We start from the raw sequence: 16453 nt of genomic DNA, 5'->3' as shown, positions 1-16453 counted from the left end.
GTCTCGTCTTCTTCTTGTTCAACTCATGCCCCCGTCACCTGAACCGAGGTGTTGGGGTCGATCGTCACCTCGCCCTGTTTCTTGATCCAGGCTTCCACGAGGTCCCAGATTGCCGGGCCTTCTGTGCCTTCGTTTACGCTGGCCCATCCCGCGACGACGTAAGTCCTGGCCGGGTCGACCGACTCACCTGTCTTGAGCATCGTCATCTCCGAAATGCGACTGCCTTGAGGCTTGGAAACGTCGATGCGGTAGCCCATACCGCCGACGCGGACCATGTCGCCGCCCTGCTGATAGTAGGGATCGGGATGAAAGAGATTGTCCGCCACGTCCTCGAGGATCGTGTGCAGTACCTCGCCCGTCATCTCCGTGCGATAGGCGGCCGGGTAGTTCATTGCAGTCACGTTGTGCAGATCCTCGCGCGTGATGCTTTCGCCCGGGAGTAGCGACGGGCCCCAGCGGAAGCCCGGGCTGAGCGCAATGTCGGCCTGATGTTCGTCGATCAGCGCGTTGCAGATCAGATCGTCCCAGGTGCCATTGAAGTTGCCGCGGCGGTAGAGAAGGCTGTCGGTCTGGCCCAGCACCTCCTCCAGGTCCGCTTTGAACGGTTCGCGCTCGGCGTCGATCAGCGCGGCGACCTCGGCATCGGGCTCGATCACGTCCGAAAAGATGGGGATCAGCTTGTGCTTGAAACCCATCATCTGGCCGTTCTGGACGTCGAGATCGACGCGGCTGACGAACTTGCCGTTGCTTCCGCTCGCGATGAGAAGCGTGTTGCCGACCATCACCGGCTCGGGCAGCGCGTCATGGGTGTGCCCCGTGAGGATCACGTCGATGCCATCGACGTTGCCCGCCATCTTGCGGTCCACGTCGAAACCGTTGTGCGAAAGAACGACGACCAGATCGGCGCCGGCGTCGCGGACCTCGGCCACGACCTCGGCCATGCGCTCCTCGCGCACGCCGAAGGAGAGGTTCGGGAACATCCATTTCGGGTTGGCGATGGGGAGGTAGGGAAAAGCCTGGCCGATGACGGCCACGTTCGCGCCGCCCACCTCGAACATCTTGTAGGGCTCATAGGCCGGTTCGTCCCATTCCGCGTCGAAGATGTTGGCGCCGAGGAAGGGGAAGTCGAGCCCATCGACGATCTCGGTCACCCGGTCGATGCCGAGCGTGAATTCCCAGTGCGAGGTCATCGCATCGGGCTTCAGCGCGTTCATCACGTTGACCATGTCCTGTCCGAGCGTGCGTTGCGCCGTCAGCGACCCCTGCCAGGTGTCGCCGCCATCCAGCAGAAGCGCGTCGGGCCGCGCGGCGCGGATCGCCTTGATGACGGTGGCGCAGCGGTCGAGCCCTCCCATCTTGCCATAGGCGCTGGCGAGCGCGACGAAATCCTCTTTGGTCAGGGCGTAGGCGTGCGGCGTGCCCGGCTCGATCCCGAAGAGCTTCAGGAAATCGGCGCCCGTGACATGCGGCGGCAGTCCGTTCACGTCGCCGACGCCAAGATTGATCTCGGGCTCGCGGAACCAGACCGGTTTCAGCTGGGCGTGGATGTCAGTGATGTGGATCAGCGTGACGTTGCCGAAATCCTCGAACTCCAGAAGCTGGTCCTGGGTGAGCGCTTGCTGGGCCGCGAGCCGCGACCAGTTGCCGACCCCGGACGCCCCCCAAAGTGCCGAGGCCGCTACTGTTGCCTGCAAGAAATCCCGCCGCGAGATCATGTCTGCCTTCCTCGTACCGTGGGCAAAATGGTATCCGCCGCGCCACAGCGCGTCCGTCTCCTGCCCTTCTTCAAATGAACAAACGAACTGCCGGGCGGCGAACCGCCCGGCTTTGTCACTAGTTACGAACCGACGGCGATTCGACCGACAACCCGTTGCCGCGCGAGGCGACGTACAGCTCGAGCGCGATGAATTCGGGCGAGCCTTCCTTGAAAGTTTCTGCCCGAGTGTCGCGGATGCAGCCCTTGAAGCGGTTGTGCTGTGAGATCAGCGCGCCCTGCTTCAGACGATAGACCGGGAAGCCGTTGGTCTGGCCTTGGCTCAGGTGGTCGGCGCGGATGTAGTTGCCGTAGTTGTCCTCGTGGCAGTTCGCGCAGGCCAGTTCGAGCTGACCGTAGCGGGTGTAGTACATCTCCTTGCCCTGCTCCCAGAAGGGCTTTGCAGGGCCGTCGACCGCCACGTTCATCGGCATTCCGCGCGAAACCGAGGAGATGAGCGCCGTCATGTTGATCATGGGATCGGAGGTCCAGCCCCACTCCTCGGCGCCCATGCGCTCGGTGCGGCATTCGTTGATGTACATCTCCATCGTGTACATCGTGCCCTTCGCCTCGTTGTATTTCGGCATCTGGGTGCGAACGCCCTTCATGCTCGTCTCGACATCCTCGTGGCACGAGGCGCAGGACTTGCCTTCACTGCCTTCCACGGTGTTCCACACTTCTGCGGCAGCCTCGACGCCAAGCATGCCCGGATTGTCGAAATCGTCGGCCTGCATCACACGCGTGTCCGCCTCACGGAAAAGCCAGCCAGAATACTGCTCGGTCAGCCCGTCGATGTAGTCCGGCGCCTTCTCGGTATGCGTGACCATCTCGGTCTCGCCGTTCAGCACCAGAGTGTCATCGGCGGGATCGGCCGTCGCGGAAAGGCCCGAAAACGTCAGGGCCGCAAGCGCGCATCCGCCGGCGAGTAGTCTTATCTTCATTTGTTGTCCTCCCTGAGAGAAAGCGCCGAAGCGGCCGGCGCCTGCCCTGTCCTTGGTCCTGCTCTTCAGGCGACTTCGATCGGCTTGGTTTCTTCGTAGACAGAGCCGTCGTCGTCGTACCAGGTGAACTTGAACTCGCCCGCCGCATCGACCTTGGCGTCGAATTCGAAGTATGGGTTGGTCGAGATCGCCGGCTCCATCTTCACGTCGACAACGTTCTGGCCGTTGAAGTCGCAGGTGAAGCGGTTGATGATCGAACGCGGTATGACGTTGCCTTCCTTGTCCTTGCGTTGGCCGGACTCCATCGGGTGGCTTATCAGCGTCTTGATCGTCACCACCTCGCCGGCAGCGGCGGATTTCGGGACCTTCACGCGGGGTTTGACATCTTTTGCCATTTCTCTTGCTCCCTAATCTCAGCCGCCGCAGCCGCCGATGGTGACCTTCACGGTGGAGGTGGCCTGCACGACGCTGCCATCCGCCATCTTGGCAAGCGCGACCACATCCTGCGTCTTCGCCAGTCGGATCCGTGTCGAGGCCGCGTGCGAACCGGCCGCCGGTCCAAAGTTGAATGTACAGATCGGAGGTGTCGGGTTGCCGGTGGCGAGCACCATGACTGCTGCTGCCCCGGGTGCATCGACGGAGATCGGCACGGTATTGCCGTTTTCGGCGATTTCGGGCGCGGTGAGCGTCAGGCCACCCGAACCGATCTCGGCTCCACCGGCGAATTCCGCGATCAGTTCCTCGACCGTCGCGGCGAAGGCCGGCATCGGCAAGGCCGTCGCCGCGATGCCGCCGAGGCCAACTGCCAGGGCTTCTCGTCTGTTCAGTTTCATTTCTTGCTCCTCATCCTGGTCGGGTGCGACGCGATCGGCATCTTATTCCTTCAGCGTCAGCAGATAGGCGACGACGTCCTCGATCTGCTGGGCTGTCAGAAGCGGGGCGAGTTCACCTTCGGCAGCCTTGCCGGTAAACGCGTTTCCGGGCCGGACATACGGGCCCGTCTTGTAGAACGACGGCATGATCGTGCCGTCGAAGGTCATCTTTGCGTCTGATACGATGCCACGAAGCTCGGCTTCCTCCCACCGATCCCCCGCGCCGTCGAGCGGCGGGCCGACATTGCCCTGAAACGGCACATCCGGCATCGTCGAGACGGCGTGGCAGGCGACGCAATTGCCGAGGCCACGGTTCGACATGACATTCGCCCCCTCGGCCGGGTCGCCCGGCGCCCCGGTCAGCGACTGCGTGATCGCGCCTTCCTCGAACGCTACACTGGCGGGCGTCGTTTCCGCCGCGGCCGCTGATACGATGGTCATAGACGATAACAGGCCGAGAACTATGCGGCGCGTCATGGGTATCCTCCCTGTTCACTCCCGATGCAGAGGGTAGCTGAGGCGTACTGCCGCATGCAACAAAAAATTCAACTGCGTGAATATGAGAATATGTTGCACCGCAGAAAGCCCACCATGTCAGTCAGTTAGATGTGCTGCCTGTCACGCGTTCGGCGAGATACTTCTGGAAATGCTCGCCCGACTCATAGCCGTGATCCTTTACCCAGGTCAGCAGCGCGGCGGTCGTCTGCTTGCCGAAAGCGCCCGGCATCGACGCGACGGCAGCCTCAGACGCGGTCACGCCATCACCCACCTCCTCGGGCAGGAAGATCATCGTCGGCGTGAAGACGACGCCCCATTTCACGGCCATGTCCTTCTCCGACAATGTCTCGCCGTCAAAATCGGTCACCTCCACGTCGCCGAATAGGTTCATCTGCACCACGAAGTAGTTGTCGCGGATCAGCGCGTCGATTTCGGGCTCCGGGAAGATCTTCTCGTGCATCTCGGTGCAGTAGATGCAACCCCGCTGCTCGAAGATCACGAGAAGCCGCTTTCCCTCGGTATTCGCCTCGGCCAGATCCTCGCGCATGTCCTTGAAGGTATCGCGCAGCCAGGCGGGCTTGTGCAGACCGTCATCGCCTAGTTCGACGGCGGCAGCAGGCGTGGCGAGTGCCGTGATGACTGCCAGCGTTCGCAAGATTTGTTTCATGGATTCCTCCCTTGAAAGCTCAGACGAAATTCATGGTCCAAGGCATGTAGTCGATCATGAACTGTGCGATCGCGTTGACCGATCCAGTCGCAATCAGCACGGCGAAGACAATGAGCATGCCGCCCATGACCTTCTCGACATGGCCGAGATATTTCCGGTTGCGGTTCATCCAGGCGAGGAAAGGCTTGGCGAAGACGGCCGCGACCACGAAGGGCGCCGTCATGCCCAGGCCGTAGACGAACAGAAGCGCCGCGCCGCGCCAGATCGCGTCGAGGCTCGACGCGATCATCAGAATGGCGGCGAGCGCGGGACCGACGCAGGGTGTCCATCCGAACCCGAATGCGAGCCCCATGACATAGGCGCCGACTATGGACGTCGGCTCCACCTTCGCATCGATCCGCGCCTCTCGGTAGAGCAAAGGGATACGCAGAATCCCGAGAAAGTGCAGGCCGAAGACGAAAAGGATCGCAGCGGCCACCCATGACAGCTGCTCAAGCCATTGCCGGAAGATCTGGCCGAGCGCGGTCGCCCCCATCCCCAGGAGCACGAAGATCGAGGTCACGCCCAGCGCGAAGGCAAGCGCCGACAGGATGAGCCGCCGCTGCGCGCCCGGCGCGATCGTCTGGTCCGAACGCAGTTCGGCCATCGAGATACCGGCCATGTAGCACAGGTAGAACGGCACCATCGGCAAGATGCAGGGCGACAGGAACGACAGCAGTCCGGCGAATAGCGCGCCTCCCATAGTCGGATCGAGCAGCATCCGGTCCCTCGCCTTGCCGAGTACGCAAAAACATATTACAATTTTTATATGTAAACTGCGAGGCGTCAACCATGCGCCATGTGCTCGCCTTCATCGCCGTACTTTTCAGTGCGGCCGCCAGCCCGGCGTCGGGAGAGCTGCGGCTCGTGATGCTGGAACAGGACGGTTGTGCGTATTGCGCGCGCTGGAACCGGGAGATCGCTCCGATCTACCCGAAAACGCCTGAAGGCAAGGCCGCGCCGCTCGAACGCGCGGATATCCGTGGCCCCTATCCCGACGGGCTGAGCTTCAAGCCGAGCCCGGTCTTTACACCGACCTTCATTCTCGTTGCGGACGGGCGGGAAACGGGCCGGATCGAAGGCTATGCGGGCGACGATTTCTTCTGGGGACTGCTTGGACGACTTCTTGAGCAGAGCGGACAATATCAGATGGAGACAGGGGAATGAGAAAGCTGCTTCTGGCGATGGCGCTGGTGTCCGGGCCGGCGATCGCACAAGACGACGAGGCGCTCGTGCAGTTCGAGGTAATGAAACCCGAAATCGCGCTCAAGCTGGCGCAGGCGGCGCTGGAATCCTGCCGCGATCAGGGCTACCAGGTGGGCGTCGCCGTCGTCGACCGGTTCGGCGTCACGCAGGTCTTCCTGCGCGATCGCTTCGCAGGGCCGCATGTCGAGGAAACCGCGCGCCGCAAGGCCTGGACAGCGGTGAGCTTCCGCACCGACACTCTGACGCTGGCCGAAGAAACCGCGCCCGACAAGATCTCGTCCGGTATCCGCAACCTCTCGATGGCGCTTCCGCTGGGCGGTGGCGTGCCGGTCGATGCCGCGGGCTCGCTCGTCGGCGGCGTCGGCGTGTCGGGAGCGCCCGGTCCAGATATCGACGATGCCTGCGCACGGGACGGTATCGCCGCAGTTGAGGAAGACATCGCGTTCTGATAGGGCGCGAAGCCACCTCGGAAGCAGGAAGAAAGGAAGAAGCCGTTGACCTTTTCGCCGCAGGAACATGCTGCGAAGGCCGTGGGAGCCGACCAGGGCGGCGGTCCACTTGACGGCATCGATCCGACAAGCATGGCGGACAAGGCCGAAGCGGCGTCGAACATGCTCAAGGCGCTGGCGCATGACGGGCGGCTGATGATCCTGTGCCATCTCGCTGACGGAGAGCGCTCTGTCACCGAGCTTGAAACACTGCTCTTCTCAAGGCAGGCTGCCGTCAGTCAGCAACTTGCGCGGCTTCGCCTCGAAGGGCTCGTGAAGGCGCGGCGCGAGGGCAAGGCGATCTACTACTCGCTGAACGACGACCGCGCCGCGAGCATCGTGCGTTTGGTCTATGATATCTTCTGCGCCGACGACTGAGTCCCAGTGACGGAAGGCCGGTTTTGCCGGCTGGGAGGAACAATGATGGAAATGGCGCCAGGCATCCTGGCAGCGCTTGTCGGGCTCGTCGGGGGCGTTGTCCTCGGGCTTGCGGCGCGGCTTGGGGACTTTTGCACGTTGGGCGCAATCGAAGCGGCCCACTACGGTGACGATCGGCGCCGGCTGAGGCTCTGGGGCGTCGTGATCGGCACTGCGATCATCGCGACCTTCGCGGCCGAGGCCATGGGCTGGGCCGCGCCGTCGGAGACTTTCTATCACACGATCGCGTGGAACCCCCTGGCCTCGATCGTTGGCGGGCTCGTCTTCGGCTACGGCATGGCGATGGCCGGAAACTGCGGCTTCGGGGCACTCGTCAGGTTCGGCGGCGGCGACCTGCGATCGCTCGTCGTCGTGGTGGTGCTCGGGATCTTCGCCTTCGCGACGCTCTCCGGCCCGCTCGCCGATCTCAGGGTCGCGCTCTTCCCGCAGAGCGAGGCGACCGGGCCGCAGGGCTTCGCGCATTGGCTGGCGGGCAGGACCGGCCTGCCGCCCCTTGTCTTCGCGCTCGCATTCGGCGCCGCCGCCCTGTCCTGGGGATTTGCCCATACCTCCCTGCGTGCGACGCCGCGGATGATCCTGTGGGGCGTCGCGGCGGGGCTCGCCGTCGCCTGGTGTCTGATCGGAACGACCTGGATCGCCGAGGAAAGCCTTGGCGAGATCGGCGTGGAAGGGCCGTCTTTCACGGCCCCGCTCGGCCGATCGATCATCTACTTCATGACGTCGAGCGCGGGCGGGCTCAGCCTCTCTGTCGGCATCGTCGCGGGCGTGCTTGCCGGCGCGTTCCTCGGCTCGGCCATCCGCGGCCTTTTCCGCTGGGAGGCCTGCGAGGATCCGCGCGAACTGGGCCGCCAGGTCTCCGGCGCTGCCCTGATGGGGATCGGTGGCACGATTGCTCTCGGCTGTTCCATCGGCCAGGGCGTCACGGCGATGTCGACGCTGGCCTTCTCGGCGCCCGTGACGCTCGGGGCGATCCTGATCGGCGCGTTGTTCGGCCTGCGCCGCCTGATTCAGGGCTTTCAGCCGGACTGAACAGCGGCCCGCCGCGCGGCCGGCGCATCCGCCTGCTCCGATTGACCCGCTCCGACTTCAGCGACAAGCCGCTCGACCAAACGCGCGACGGCGGGGCGAAGCGATCCCGGCGCGAACAGGAAGAAGTAGCTCAGCGGACTTTGCGCCTCCGGGAACGGCAGGCGCACCAGGTTCAAGCCGCCGATGACCTCGTCGATAAGCGGACATTGCGCGAGCGCCACCCCCAGCCCGGCTTCGGCCGCGGCAAGGCATAGCGGATAGTCCTCGAACCGGCGGTCGCGGGCGCGCGGACTGTAGGACTGGCCGACTGCGGCTTCGCACCAGGCCCGCCATTTCGCCGCGTCGGTATCGTGCAGCAGCGGATGGGCGAGAAGGCGGCCGACATCGCCCGCACCGATCTCTTCGGCGAGCTCGGGCGCCGCGACCGGGAACAGCCGCTCGGTCATGAAGACCCGCGCGGCGTCCGGCAGACGCTCGCGCCGCGAATAGCGGATCGCCACATCCACTTCTCCTTTTTCGATATCGGCGAGGCCTTGCTGCGCAGCGAGGTCGATATGGATCGGCGGTTCGACCGACTCGATCCGTCTGATCCGGGGCAGAAGCCAGAACTTCGCGAAGGTTGGCGTCGTGGACAGGCGCACGACGTCGCGCCCGCGCCGCCTTTGCCAGCGGTCGGCGGCCCGATCGATGAGTGCAAAGCCGCGTTCGACCTGGTTGAAGAAGATGTGGCCTTCCTGCGTGGGCGAGACGCCGCGCCCGTGCCGCTCGAAAAGCCGCAGATTGACCCAATCCTCGACTGTCCGCACGTGACGGCTGACCGCGCCATGCGTCATGCCCAAAACGGCGGCGGCGGCCGTGAGCGAGCCGCAGTGCGCCACCGCGACGGCCACTTCGAGGCTTCTGAGCGGAGGCCGAGGGGGCGGTTCTGAAATGTGCGAGCTGTGAGCCATGGTCACAGGACTCCGGCGATCTTCAGACTATGTTAGCACAGCCGGCCGTGGCATCCATGCAGCCGTCCCGTGGGGCCGCATCCGGAGCCGGGGCGACAACTATTGAGACGAAGTGGAATTTGACATGAAACCGACATTTGTAATGCTGATTGCCGCAGCTTTGGTTACGGGTCCGGCCCTTGGGGCCGATCACGAGGTGATGATCCGTGGCATGGCTTTTCAGCCTGCGTCGCTCAGTGTCTCGCCGGGCGATACCGTCACCCTCGTGAATGCCGAAGGCGCAGCGCACACCGCCACCGCACGAGGCGGCGGATTCGACACCGGGCGGCTCAAGCGGGATCAGAGCGCGACCATCCGGATCGCCGCGGCGGGGTCGCTATCGTATTTCTGCAAGCTCCATCCCGCAATGAAGGGTCGGATTGCGGCCCGCTGATCGCAGCCGCGGGAGGAACCCGGGACTATCCACCGCCGCGCGGACGACCGAGCATCGGCGCGTGACGGATCTTCGGGAGACCCGCCATTCAGCCATTCTGTTCCGCTAAAATGCTTCCCCCCGGGACACCGGCGGAAAGGCGGCGAAATTTTAGGACCAAATAATGTTGGACACGCATTTTAATAACGCAGCCGCCCTGCAATTGCGCAGGGCAACGCCGCTCGACCGGGAGGAGCTGGACAGGCTCCGGCGCCTCTCGCTCGAGCGGCTTCTCAGCCCCATGCTCAGCGCGGCGCAGCAGCGAACGATGATCGCCCACTCGCCCTTCGACCCGCGGCTGGTCGGGGACGGCACGTATTTCGTGGTCGAAATCGGCGGCCGGATCGTCGCGAGCGGCGGCTGGAGCCGGCGCGTTGCGCTGTTCCGACGTCACGGCGAAGAGGAACCCGAGGACCGTTTCCTCGATCCCGCCAAGGATGCGGCGGCGGTTCGGGCAATGTACACCCATCCCGATTTCGCGCGTCGCGGGCTCGGCTCGATCCTGCTCGCGGCGGGCGAGGCCGCCGCGCGTCTTGCCGGCTTCAAGCGCGCGGAACTGATAGCGACGCCTGCCGGGCGGAAGCTCTATCTCGCACGCGGCTGGCGCGAAATTGATCGCGTCCTCGTCGGCCCGCGGGGTGCAGCGTCGATCGAGGCGAGCCTCATGGAAAAGCTGCTCTGATCCGGCGGCGAAGGATTCAGCCTGCCCATCAGCGGCGCCGGCGAGGCGGCTGGGTCGGCTGCGTTGGAGGAATGGCGCACCCGGGACGATTCGAACGCCCGACCCCCAGATTCGTAGTCTGGTGCTCTATCCAGCTGAGCTACGGGTGCGTGGAAGTGGCATTTAGCGACCCGAGTGGGTCAATGCAAGGGCAAAACCGAAGCGAGGCGGCGGAACACCGTTGCAACTGGCACGCTGAAGATCAGTGCGCTTCGCCGTTGACGCCGGTGCCGAGTTCGCGCGGAAGGTGGAGCATGAATTCCGTCCCCTCCGCGTCGGACTTCAGCAGCTCCAGCCGGCCGCCGTGGCCGCGCACCAGTTCGGCTGCGATGGCGAGGCCGAGCCCTGTGCCGCCCTTGCGGATGCCGCCCTGAAACGGCTGGAACAGGTGTTCGCGCGCACGCGCAGGAAGACCCGGGCCGGTATCGCCGAGGCGGATCCACCAGCCCTCCTCCTCCTCGCCCGCGCCGATCTCGATCGTTCCGGGTTTGGCCGTCGCCTCGATCGCCTGCCGTGCGTTGCGCACGAGATTGGTGAGCACACGGTGCAACTGCTCGTGGTCGGCCCGGATGGCGAGCGACCCGGGCACGTCGATAACGAATTCGACCGCGTCGCCATCCACTGCGAGCTTTTCGCTCTCGACCACGTCGCTGACGAGCGAGGACAGCATGAAACGCGCAAGCATCGGCGGCAGTTCCTCTGCCTTGCCGAAGGCGAGCGTGGATTCGCACAGGCCCACCGCGCGGCTGATCGAGCCCACGAGCTTCGGTGCGGCGCGTTTGACCATCGGGTCGTCGCTGCTCTCCATCCGGTCGGCGACGAGCTGGGCGGTCGTCAGGATGTTGCGAAGATCGTGACTGACCTTGGCAACGGCGCCGCCCAACTGGGCCAGCCGGTCCTTCTGACGGAGTGCCCCGGTCAACTGGCGCTGCATGGACTGAAGCGCCTCTTCCGCCTCGCGAAGCTCGGCCACGCTCGCGGTGGGCTCGATGACCCGGCGCGCATCCTCGGGCGCCTCGGCATAGACGGTCATGTGGTTCACGACGCGCCGGATGGGGGTGACGAGCAGGCGTTGAACTGCGAGGAACAACAGCACCGCCGTAACCGCCGAGATCAGCGCCGAAAGGCCGAGTATGCGTAGGCCGTAGTCGATCATCGCGCTCCTGAGGGGCGCGGTGTCCATGGTGGCCTCGATCAGCAGACCGGCCTGACGGACCGGGCTGCCCATCACCCGGATAACCCGGTTCTCTGGATCGATGAGACAGGCGACCGCGTCCCGGATGAGTTCCCAGGCCGGCGCATCGCGCAGATCGTAGCTCTGCTCAATCGGCGCCGGGATCGGCGAGGACAAGACAAGCTGGCGCACCTCGTCGCGGCGCAGCACGACGTTGTAGACCTCGGCATTGGCCAGAAGCTCGCGCTCCAGGTTCTCTTCGATCATTCCGTCGGTGGCCAGGAGCGCGAGCGAGGCGATCTGGGCGCGTTCGAGGCGAGACAGGATGTAATCCTCGCGGAACCGCGCGACCGAAGGCACGAAGATAAGGATTTCGGCCAGCATGACGAACAGCATCGTCAGCAGGAGGAACCGTCCCGAAAGCGTGTTGAAGAGCTTCAAACTCGTCCTTCCACCCTTGGCACCCCGTGCGGTGCATCCGCAACCGGCGCGTCTCTGCCGAAGATAACCCTTTGACGCGGCGCTTTAAACCTCGGCGCCCCGTTTTGGCGCGGGGCGGTGATCCGTCGCGCGGCCGGGCGGCGCGCGATCGCGAATCCGCCCAAAAAATCCGCGTGGGCGAGTTGACTTGCCAGTCCGACGCGTCTATGAGCCGGGCTTCGAATGACAGCGGCCTTCGAATCCGGTGTACGGAATTGGGCCGCCAGAACCCGGAGTTGCCGCGATGAAGCGCACGTTTCAACCTTCGAACCTGGTCCGCGCCCGCCGGCACGGCTTCCGCGCGCGCATGGCGACCAAGGCTGGCCGCAAGATCCTGAACGCTCGCCGCGCCAAGGGTCGTAAGGTTCTCTCGGCCTAAGGGCTGCCGGAAAGGCACAACGGCATGACACCGCCGGAGGCGCCCGTGCAAGGCCAGGTTGGCCGGGGCACGGATACGCCTCCGGCGGTTTCCGTTTGCACGATACTCCGCAAGCGCTCTGACTTTCTGCGCGCGGCGCAGGCGCGGCGGCAGGGCATGCCGGGCTTCCTTCTCCAGGCGCGCAAGCGGGCGACGGACGAAGCGGATCCTGCGGCGATCCGCGTCGGCTTCACCTGTTCCAGAAAGCTCGGCCCCGCCGTGGCGCGCAACCGCGCCAAGCGCAGGCTGCGCGAGATCGCGCGGCAGATCCTGCCCACGCACGGACGGCCGGGATGGGACTATGTGCTGGTCGGCAGGCCCGGCGCCACGGCGACCCGAGACTTCGCCGCGATGCGTGGCGATCTCGTGTGCGCGCTCGGGCGCATCCACGGTGACGCGAAATGAGCCCGCTCGCCCATGTCGTCGCCCTGCCCGTGCGCGCCTACCGGCTCGTTCTCAGCCCTTGGGTCGGCCATAGCTGCCGCTACCAGCCAACCTGCTCGGCCTACGCGCTCGAGGCGCTCGAACGGCACGGCGCCATCCGGGGAAGCTGGCTCGCCGCCCGCCGGATCGCCCGTTGCCATCCCTGGGGCGGGTCAGGCTATGACCCGGTTCCCGGCAGTGATTCAGGCGATCCAGGCTAACCCTTGGCGCATCCAGCGCCGGGACCCTCGCCCCATTCCTCCGCCAGCCTTGCCACCTCGGACTCCGGCGGCGCGCCCGGGCAATCCTTCCAGAGCCGCATCAGCCGATCCGCGGCAGCGACAGAGAACACCGACTCCAGCCGCGTCGATGGCCCGCGCGGCGGCGGAGCCAGCAACGCTTCCGTCAGGCCGAGGCCATATGCCGCGTCGATCCCCTCTGTAGCGGCGCGGAACCGCGACTGGAACCGCCCGCGCATAGCGCGCGACAGGCGCGGCGGCGTGGCGCGCAGGATGCCCTCGACCGGCCGCAGCCATTGCTTGCTCGGGGCGGCCTCACCGTGCCGGTTATGCAGAAAGCGCAGAAGGTTCTTGTTTGCCCTGCGTACATTTGCCCGGGCTTCCGCAGGCGCCTTGGCGGCGAGTTCCGCAAAGCCCAGCGTCTCCAAGAGGTCCGAAACGGTCGAACCGCTCGCCAGGGCGTGATAGTCGCGGAACTTCGCGCTTAAACCGACGCCGTCAATCGCGTGCGCCACGGCGGAAGCATCGAAATGGAAGGTCCATTTGCGCCAGCTGTACTGCCCCTCTTGCAGCACATCCTCTGCAAGTTCGTCGGCTGCCAGCGGCTGGCCGTGTCTCAGCATCTCAAGATAGAGCGACTCGAAGTAGTCGATCGGGCTACGCAGGTAGATCAGGAACAGGGGGCGCAGATCGGCCCGCTCGCAGAAGGCACTCAGACGGCGGAGCGCATCCGGATCGCCCAGCGCGCTTTCGAAATCCTCGCTTGAGATGAAGATCGAATGGCCCTTAAACGTTCGGGCCGCCTCGGCCAACCGCTCGAACATCGCGGCCTTGCGGGCGAAGCGCTTTTCATGCGCGATGGCGCTGGCATGCTGATGATGCGCGATGCGGCGTCCATCGGGGCTGTGCAGTAGCACGCCGCGCGCCTCAATCACGTCACGAAGTCCCATCAGCGCGATCTGAGCGGCGGTCGAGCCGGTCTTGTGCAACCCGGCATGCACGATCAGTGTCTTCTTCATGCGGCTCCGATACCTGAGACTGCCAAGACGTCAAGGCCCGTCGCCTCTGTCAACCACGCGGCTGCAGGCCTTGTCGGATTCACCGATCTCCACTAAAGCCTGACCATGTTCGACGAGGCCGACGACATCCACCCGCTGTTTCACGGCGCACCCGCCACGACGGAGTTCAAGAAGCTCCGCAAACGGCTCGTGCGCGAGGTGCGCGAGGCGATCGAGACCTACGGCATGGTCGAACGCGGGGCGCGCTGGCTCGTCTGCCTGTCGGGCGGCAAGGACAGCTACACGCTCCTCGCCGTGCTGCATGAGCTGAAATGGCGCGGCCTGTTGCCCGTCGATCTTCTTGCCTGCAACCTCGATCAGGGCCAGCCCGGATTTCCGGCCACGGTGCTGCCCGGGTTCCTGACGAAGATGGGGGTGCCGCACCGGATCGAGTACGCCGATACCTACTCGGTCGTCGTCGACAAGATCCCCCAAGGCCGGACCTATTGCAGTCTGTGCTCGCGGCTGAGGCGCGGCAACCTCTACCGAATCGCCCGGGAAGAGGGCTGCTCGGCGGTCGTTCTCGGCCATCACCGCGACGACATCCTCGAAACGTTCTTCATGAACCTCTTTCACGGCGGGCGGCTTGCCACGATGCCGCCGAAGCTTATGAACGAGGACGGCGACCTCTTCGTCTACCGCCCGCTTGCCTTCGTGGCCGAGACCGATTGCGATAAGTTCGCCCGCGCCATGGACTATCCGATCATTCCTTGTGACCTCTGCGGTTCGCAGGACGGGCTGCAGCGCCAGCGGGTCAAGCGCATCCTTGACGAATGGGAAGCGCGCAGCGCCGGACGCCGGCAGGTGATGTTCCGCGCGCTGATGAACGCCCGGCCGTCCCACCTCTTGGACCCGGCCCTGTTCGACTTCGCCGGGCTCGCGCTTACCGGCGCGGGGATAGATAAAATCCCCGACACATCGGCCGAGGGCGATTAACGTTCCGGTGACCCGCAGTTCCTAGCCTCGCCTCAATTCGGCCGGTTCACGGCCTTCGAGCGAAGGGGTCCCGAATCATGCCACACTTCCGCGCCTCCGGCTTGATGCGGCACGTCCGGGACATTCTGGCGCCCGAGTTTCTGGCGCTTGTGCCCGCGTTCGTGCTTGCCGGCGCCTGGTTCGGACCGCACGGCGCTGCGATTGTGGCCGCCGGGGGCTTGCCGCTCGCCTTTCTCGTGCGCCGGAACGCCGCGCTGCGCGCGGAAGCGCTTGAGGAGATCGCACTGGACGCCACGACCGGCCTGCCCCAGCGCGACGCCGCCATCCGCGCGCTCGACCGCGCCTACCTGCAGGAAGAGGTGATGGGCAAGACCTCGGCCTGCATTGTTGTTGAACTCGACGACGACCAGAAACCGTTCGAGAGCTTCGGTCACGCCGCGCAGAAGGCAGTGCTCAGCAAGATCGGGGAACGCCTGCGGGGCGTCCTCAGAGACACGGACATCGTCTGCCGGCTCGAAGGTACGCGGTTCGCGATCGCGCTCGCGCCGGCGCGCAGGCTCGATCTCGAGGCGCTGATTCAGATCTCGGGCCGGCTGAAGGCGGCGGTGTCCGAACCGATGAGCATCGACGCGACCGGCATCTATGTGAGCGTGTCGGTCGGTTTCTGCCTGTCGGGCCGCGCGCCGGAACGGACGGGCGCGACGCTTCTTGCCGCGGCGGAACTTGCCCTCGAGGAGGCGCTGCGCAACGGACCAGCCGCGATCCGCGCCTTTTCCAATGACATCGCTGAGGCGGCGGAAAAGCGGGAGGCGCTACGTGACAGAATCGAAGCCGCGCTCGAAAACGGCGAGATCGTCGCCTACTTCCAGCCCCAACTCTCCACCGATACCGGCGATGTCGTCGGCTTTGAGGCGCTCGCGCGTTGGCAGCACCCCCAGCGCGGCGTGCTGCCTCCGGTCGAATTCCTGCCCGTCATCCTCGCGGCGGGTCTTGGGGAACGGCTGGGCGAAGTCATGCTCGCGCAGGCGCTGTCGGCGCTGCGCGCCTGGGACATGGCGGCGCTGGGCGTGCCCGGCGTCTCGGTCAACTTCTCGAAAGAGGAACTTCGCAACCCCGATCTCACCGCCAAGCTGCAATGGGAGCTCGATCGATTCGACCTCGCACCCGAACGGCTGACAGTCGAAATCCTCGAATCCGTCATCGCCGAAAGCGACCACGACGTGATCGTGCGCAATGTCACGGCCCTGTCCGATCTCGGTTGCGGGATCGACCTCGACGATTTCGGTACCGGGCACGCGTCGCTCGCCGCGATCCGCCGCTTCGCGATCGACCGGATCAAGATCGATCGCTCCTACATTACCCACATCGATTCGGATCAGTCGCAGCAGCGCATGGTCGTCGCGGTACTCGCGATGGCGGAAAATCTCGGCCTCAAGACGCTCGCCGAGGGGATCGAGTCGATCGGCGAACATGCGCTGCTGGCGCAACTCGGCTGCACGCATGTGCAGGGTTTCGCCATCGCCCGGCCGATGCCGGTCGCCGCGACGGCCGAATGGCTGCGCGCTCATCGCGCCAAGCTGTCGCTGACCCCCGGCGTGAACCGACGGATCGGCTAAAACGGGAAGGCCGGCCTGCCGCCTCATGTCGGTCG

General features: G+C 65.1%; 21 protein-coding genes and 1 tRNA gene. 11 read left to right on the top strand and 11 right to left on the bottom strand.

Annotation, left to right across the window (positions count from 1 at the left end):
• Nucleotides 1–23 precede the first annotated feature (23 nt).
• From soxB to DEA8626_RS00320, 7 genes are all read right to left on the bottom strand, one after another.
• Nucleotides 24–1715, bottom strand: a complete 1692-nt coding sequence (gene soxB / locus DEA8626_RS00350) for a thiosulfohydrolase SoxB (RefSeq protein ID WP_108851098.1) — start codon at nt 1713–1715, stop codon at nt 24–26.
• 118 nt (nt 1716–1833) lie between these two features.
• The gene (soxA, locus tag DEA8626_RS00345; RefSeq protein ID WP_108851097.1) at nt 1834–2694 is read right to left on the bottom strand and encodes a sulfur oxidation c-type cytochrome SoxA; all 861 of its coding nucleotides are present in this window, start codon (nt 2692–2694) and stop codon (nt 1834–1836) included.
• Nucleotides 2695–2759: 65 nt separating this feature from the next.
• A complete protein-coding gene (gene soxZ, locus DEA8626_RS00340) occupies nt 2760–3089 on the bottom strand; it encodes a thiosulfate oxidation carrier complex protein SoxZ (protein ID WP_108851096.1) in 330 nt (109 codons plus the stop codon).
• An 18-nt stretch (nt 3090–3107) separates the two neighbouring features.
• Nucleotides 3108–3527, bottom strand: coding sequence for a thiosulfate oxidation carrier protein SoxY (gene soxY / locus DEA8626_RS00335; RefSeq protein WP_108851095.1), 420 nt, complete (start codon nt 3525–3527; stop codon nt 3108–3110).
• A gap of 42 nt (nt 3528–3569) precedes the next feature.
• Complete coding sequence (gene soxX / locus DEA8626_RS00330) at nt 3570–4043, bottom strand: sulfur oxidation c-type cytochrome SoxX (RefSeq protein WP_108851094.1); 474 nt, start codon at nt 4041–4043, stop codon at nt 3570–3572.
• Between the two features lie 121 nt (nt 4044–4164).
• Nucleotides 4165–4731: a thioredoxin family protein gene (locus DEA8626_RS00325; protein ID WP_108851093.1), complete on the bottom strand. Its 567-nt coding sequence runs from the start codon at nt 4729–4731 to the stop codon at nt 4165–4167.
• 19 nt (nt 4732–4750) lie between these two features.
• Entirely contained in the window at nt 4751–5491 is a 741-nt protein-coding gene (locus tag DEA8626_RS00320; protein ID WP_438502421.1) for a cytochrome c biogenesis CcdA family protein, read from the bottom strand.
• A gap of 71 nt (nt 5492–5562) precedes the next feature.
• On the opposite strand from DEA8626_RS00320, the gene DEA8626_RS00315 reads away from it, so the two are divergent.
• From DEA8626_RS00315 to DEA8626_RS00300, 4 genes are all read left to right on the top strand, one after another.
• Nucleotides 5563–5937 carry a hypothetical protein gene (locus DEA8626_RS00315; RefSeq protein WP_108851092.1) on the top strand — a complete coding sequence of 125 codons (375 nt, stop codon included), beginning with the start codon at nt 5563–5565 and terminating at the stop codon, nt 5935–5937.
• Nucleotides 5934–6425: a GlcG/HbpS family heme-binding protein gene (locus DEA8626_RS00310; protein WP_108851091.1), complete on the top strand. Its 492-nt coding sequence runs from the start codon at nt 5934–5936 to the stop codon at nt 6423–6425. Before DEA8626_RS00315 ends, DEA8626_RS00310 begins: the two co-directional genes overlap by 4 nt.
• A 132-nt stretch (nt 6426–6557) precedes the next feature.
• On the top strand, nt 6558–6842 hold the full coding sequence (locus DEA8626_RS00305) for an ArsR/SmtB family transcription factor (protein ID WP_108853244.1): 285 nt from the start codon (nt 6558–6560) through the stop codon (nt 6840–6842).
• A gap of 45 nt (nt 6843–6887) precedes the next feature.
• Entirely contained in the window at nt 6888–7931 is a 1044-nt protein-coding gene (locus DEA8626_RS00300; RefSeq protein ID WP_306418081.1) for a YeeE/YedE family protein, read from the top strand.
• Here the strand turns inward: DEA8626_RS00300 and DEA8626_RS00295 are convergent.
• Entirely contained in the window at nt 7919–8881 is a 963-nt protein-coding gene (locus DEA8626_RS00295; RefSeq protein ID WP_108851089.1) for a LysR substrate-binding domain-containing protein, read from the bottom strand. The genes DEA8626_RS00300 and DEA8626_RS00295 overlap by 13 nt on opposite strands.
• Nucleotides 8882–9005: 124 nt before the next feature.
• Here DEA8626_RS00295 and DEA8626_RS00290 point away from each other — a divergent pair, with 124 nt between their 5' ends.
• Together DEA8626_RS00290 and DEA8626_RS00285 are read left to right on the top strand one after the other, a co-directional pair.
• Nucleotides 9006–9314 carry a cupredoxin domain-containing protein gene (locus tag DEA8626_RS00290; protein ID WP_108853243.1) on the top strand — a complete coding sequence of 103 codons (309 nt, stop codon included), beginning with the start codon at nt 9006–9008 and terminating at the stop codon, nt 9312–9314.
• Nucleotides 9315–9477: 163 nt separating this feature from the next.
• Nucleotides 9478–10035 (top strand): GNAT family N-acetyltransferase, encoded by a 558-nt coding sequence (locus DEA8626_RS00285; protein ID WP_108851088.1) that lies wholly within the window; start codon nt 9478–9480, stop codon nt 10033–10035.
• A gap of 72 nt (nt 10036–10107) precedes the next feature.
• On the opposite strand, the gene DEA8626_RS00280 is transcribed toward DEA8626_RS00285, so the two are convergent.
• Nucleotides 10108–10184, bottom strand: a tRNA-Arg gene (locus DEA8626_RS00280).
• A 92-nt stretch (nt 10185–10276) separates the two neighbouring features.
• The gene (locus DEA8626_RS00275; protein WP_108853242.1) at nt 10277–11644 is read right to left on the bottom strand and encodes a sensor histidine kinase; all 1368 of its coding nucleotides are present in this window, start codon (nt 11642–11644) and stop codon (nt 10277–10279) included.
• A 328-nt stretch (nt 11645–11972) separates the two neighbouring features.
• On the opposite strand from DEA8626_RS00275, the gene rpmH reads away from it, so the two are divergent.
• The 3 genes from rpmH to yidD are packed head-to-tail and all read left to right on the top strand — an operon-like array spanning nt 11973 to nt 12790.
• Complete coding sequence (gene rpmH, locus DEA8626_RS00270) at nt 11973–12107, top strand: 50S ribosomal protein L34 (RefSeq protein WP_108851087.1); 135 nt, start codon at nt 11973–11975, stop codon at nt 12105–12107.
• Between the two features lie 24 nt (nt 12108–12131).
• Nucleotides 12132–12551, top strand: a complete 420-nt coding sequence (gene rnpA / locus DEA8626_RS00265) for a ribonuclease P protein component (protein WP_108851086.1) — start codon at nt 12132–12134, stop codon at nt 12549–12551.
• Nucleotides 12548–12790, top strand: a complete 243-nt coding sequence (gene yidD, locus DEA8626_RS00260; RefSeq protein WP_108851085.1) for a membrane protein insertion efficiency factor YidD — start codon at nt 12548–12550, stop codon at nt 12788–12790. The genes rnpA and yidD overlap by 4 nt, the downstream gene beginning before the upstream one ends.
• On the opposite strand, the gene DEA8626_RS00255 is transcribed toward yidD, so the two are convergent.
• Nucleotides 12787–13827 carry a hypothetical protein gene (locus DEA8626_RS00255; RefSeq protein WP_108851084.1) on the bottom strand — a complete coding sequence of 347 codons (1041 nt, stop codon included), beginning with the start codon at nt 13825–13827 and terminating at the stop codon, nt 12787–12789. The genes yidD and DEA8626_RS00255 overlap by 4 nt on opposite strands.
• A 105-nt stretch (nt 13828–13932) precedes the next feature.
• On the opposite strand from DEA8626_RS00255, the gene ttcA reads away from it, so the two are divergent.
• Both ttcA and DEA8626_RS00245 read left to right on the top strand, forming a co-directional pair.
• The gene (gene ttcA / locus DEA8626_RS00250; RefSeq protein ID WP_108851083.1) at nt 13933–14802 is read left to right on the top strand and encodes a tRNA 2-thiocytidine(32) synthetase TtcA; all 870 of its coding nucleotides are present in this window, start codon (nt 13933–13935) and stop codon (nt 14800–14802) included.
• Nucleotides 14803–14879: 77 nt separating this feature from the next.
• Entirely contained in the window at nt 14880–16418 is a 1539-nt protein-coding gene (locus DEA8626_RS00245) for a putative bifunctional diguanylate cyclase/phosphodiesterase (protein WP_108851082.1), read from the top strand.
• Nucleotides 16419–16453: the final 35 nt, after the last annotated feature.

Source organism: Defluviimonas aquaemixtae, assembly GCF_900302475.1.
Classification (GTDB): Bacteria; Pseudomonadota; Alphaproteobacteria; order Rhodobacterales; family Rhodobacteraceae; genus Albidovulum; species Albidovulum aquaemixtae.
This window is presented reverse-complemented; position numbering and strand designations above follow the sequence as displayed.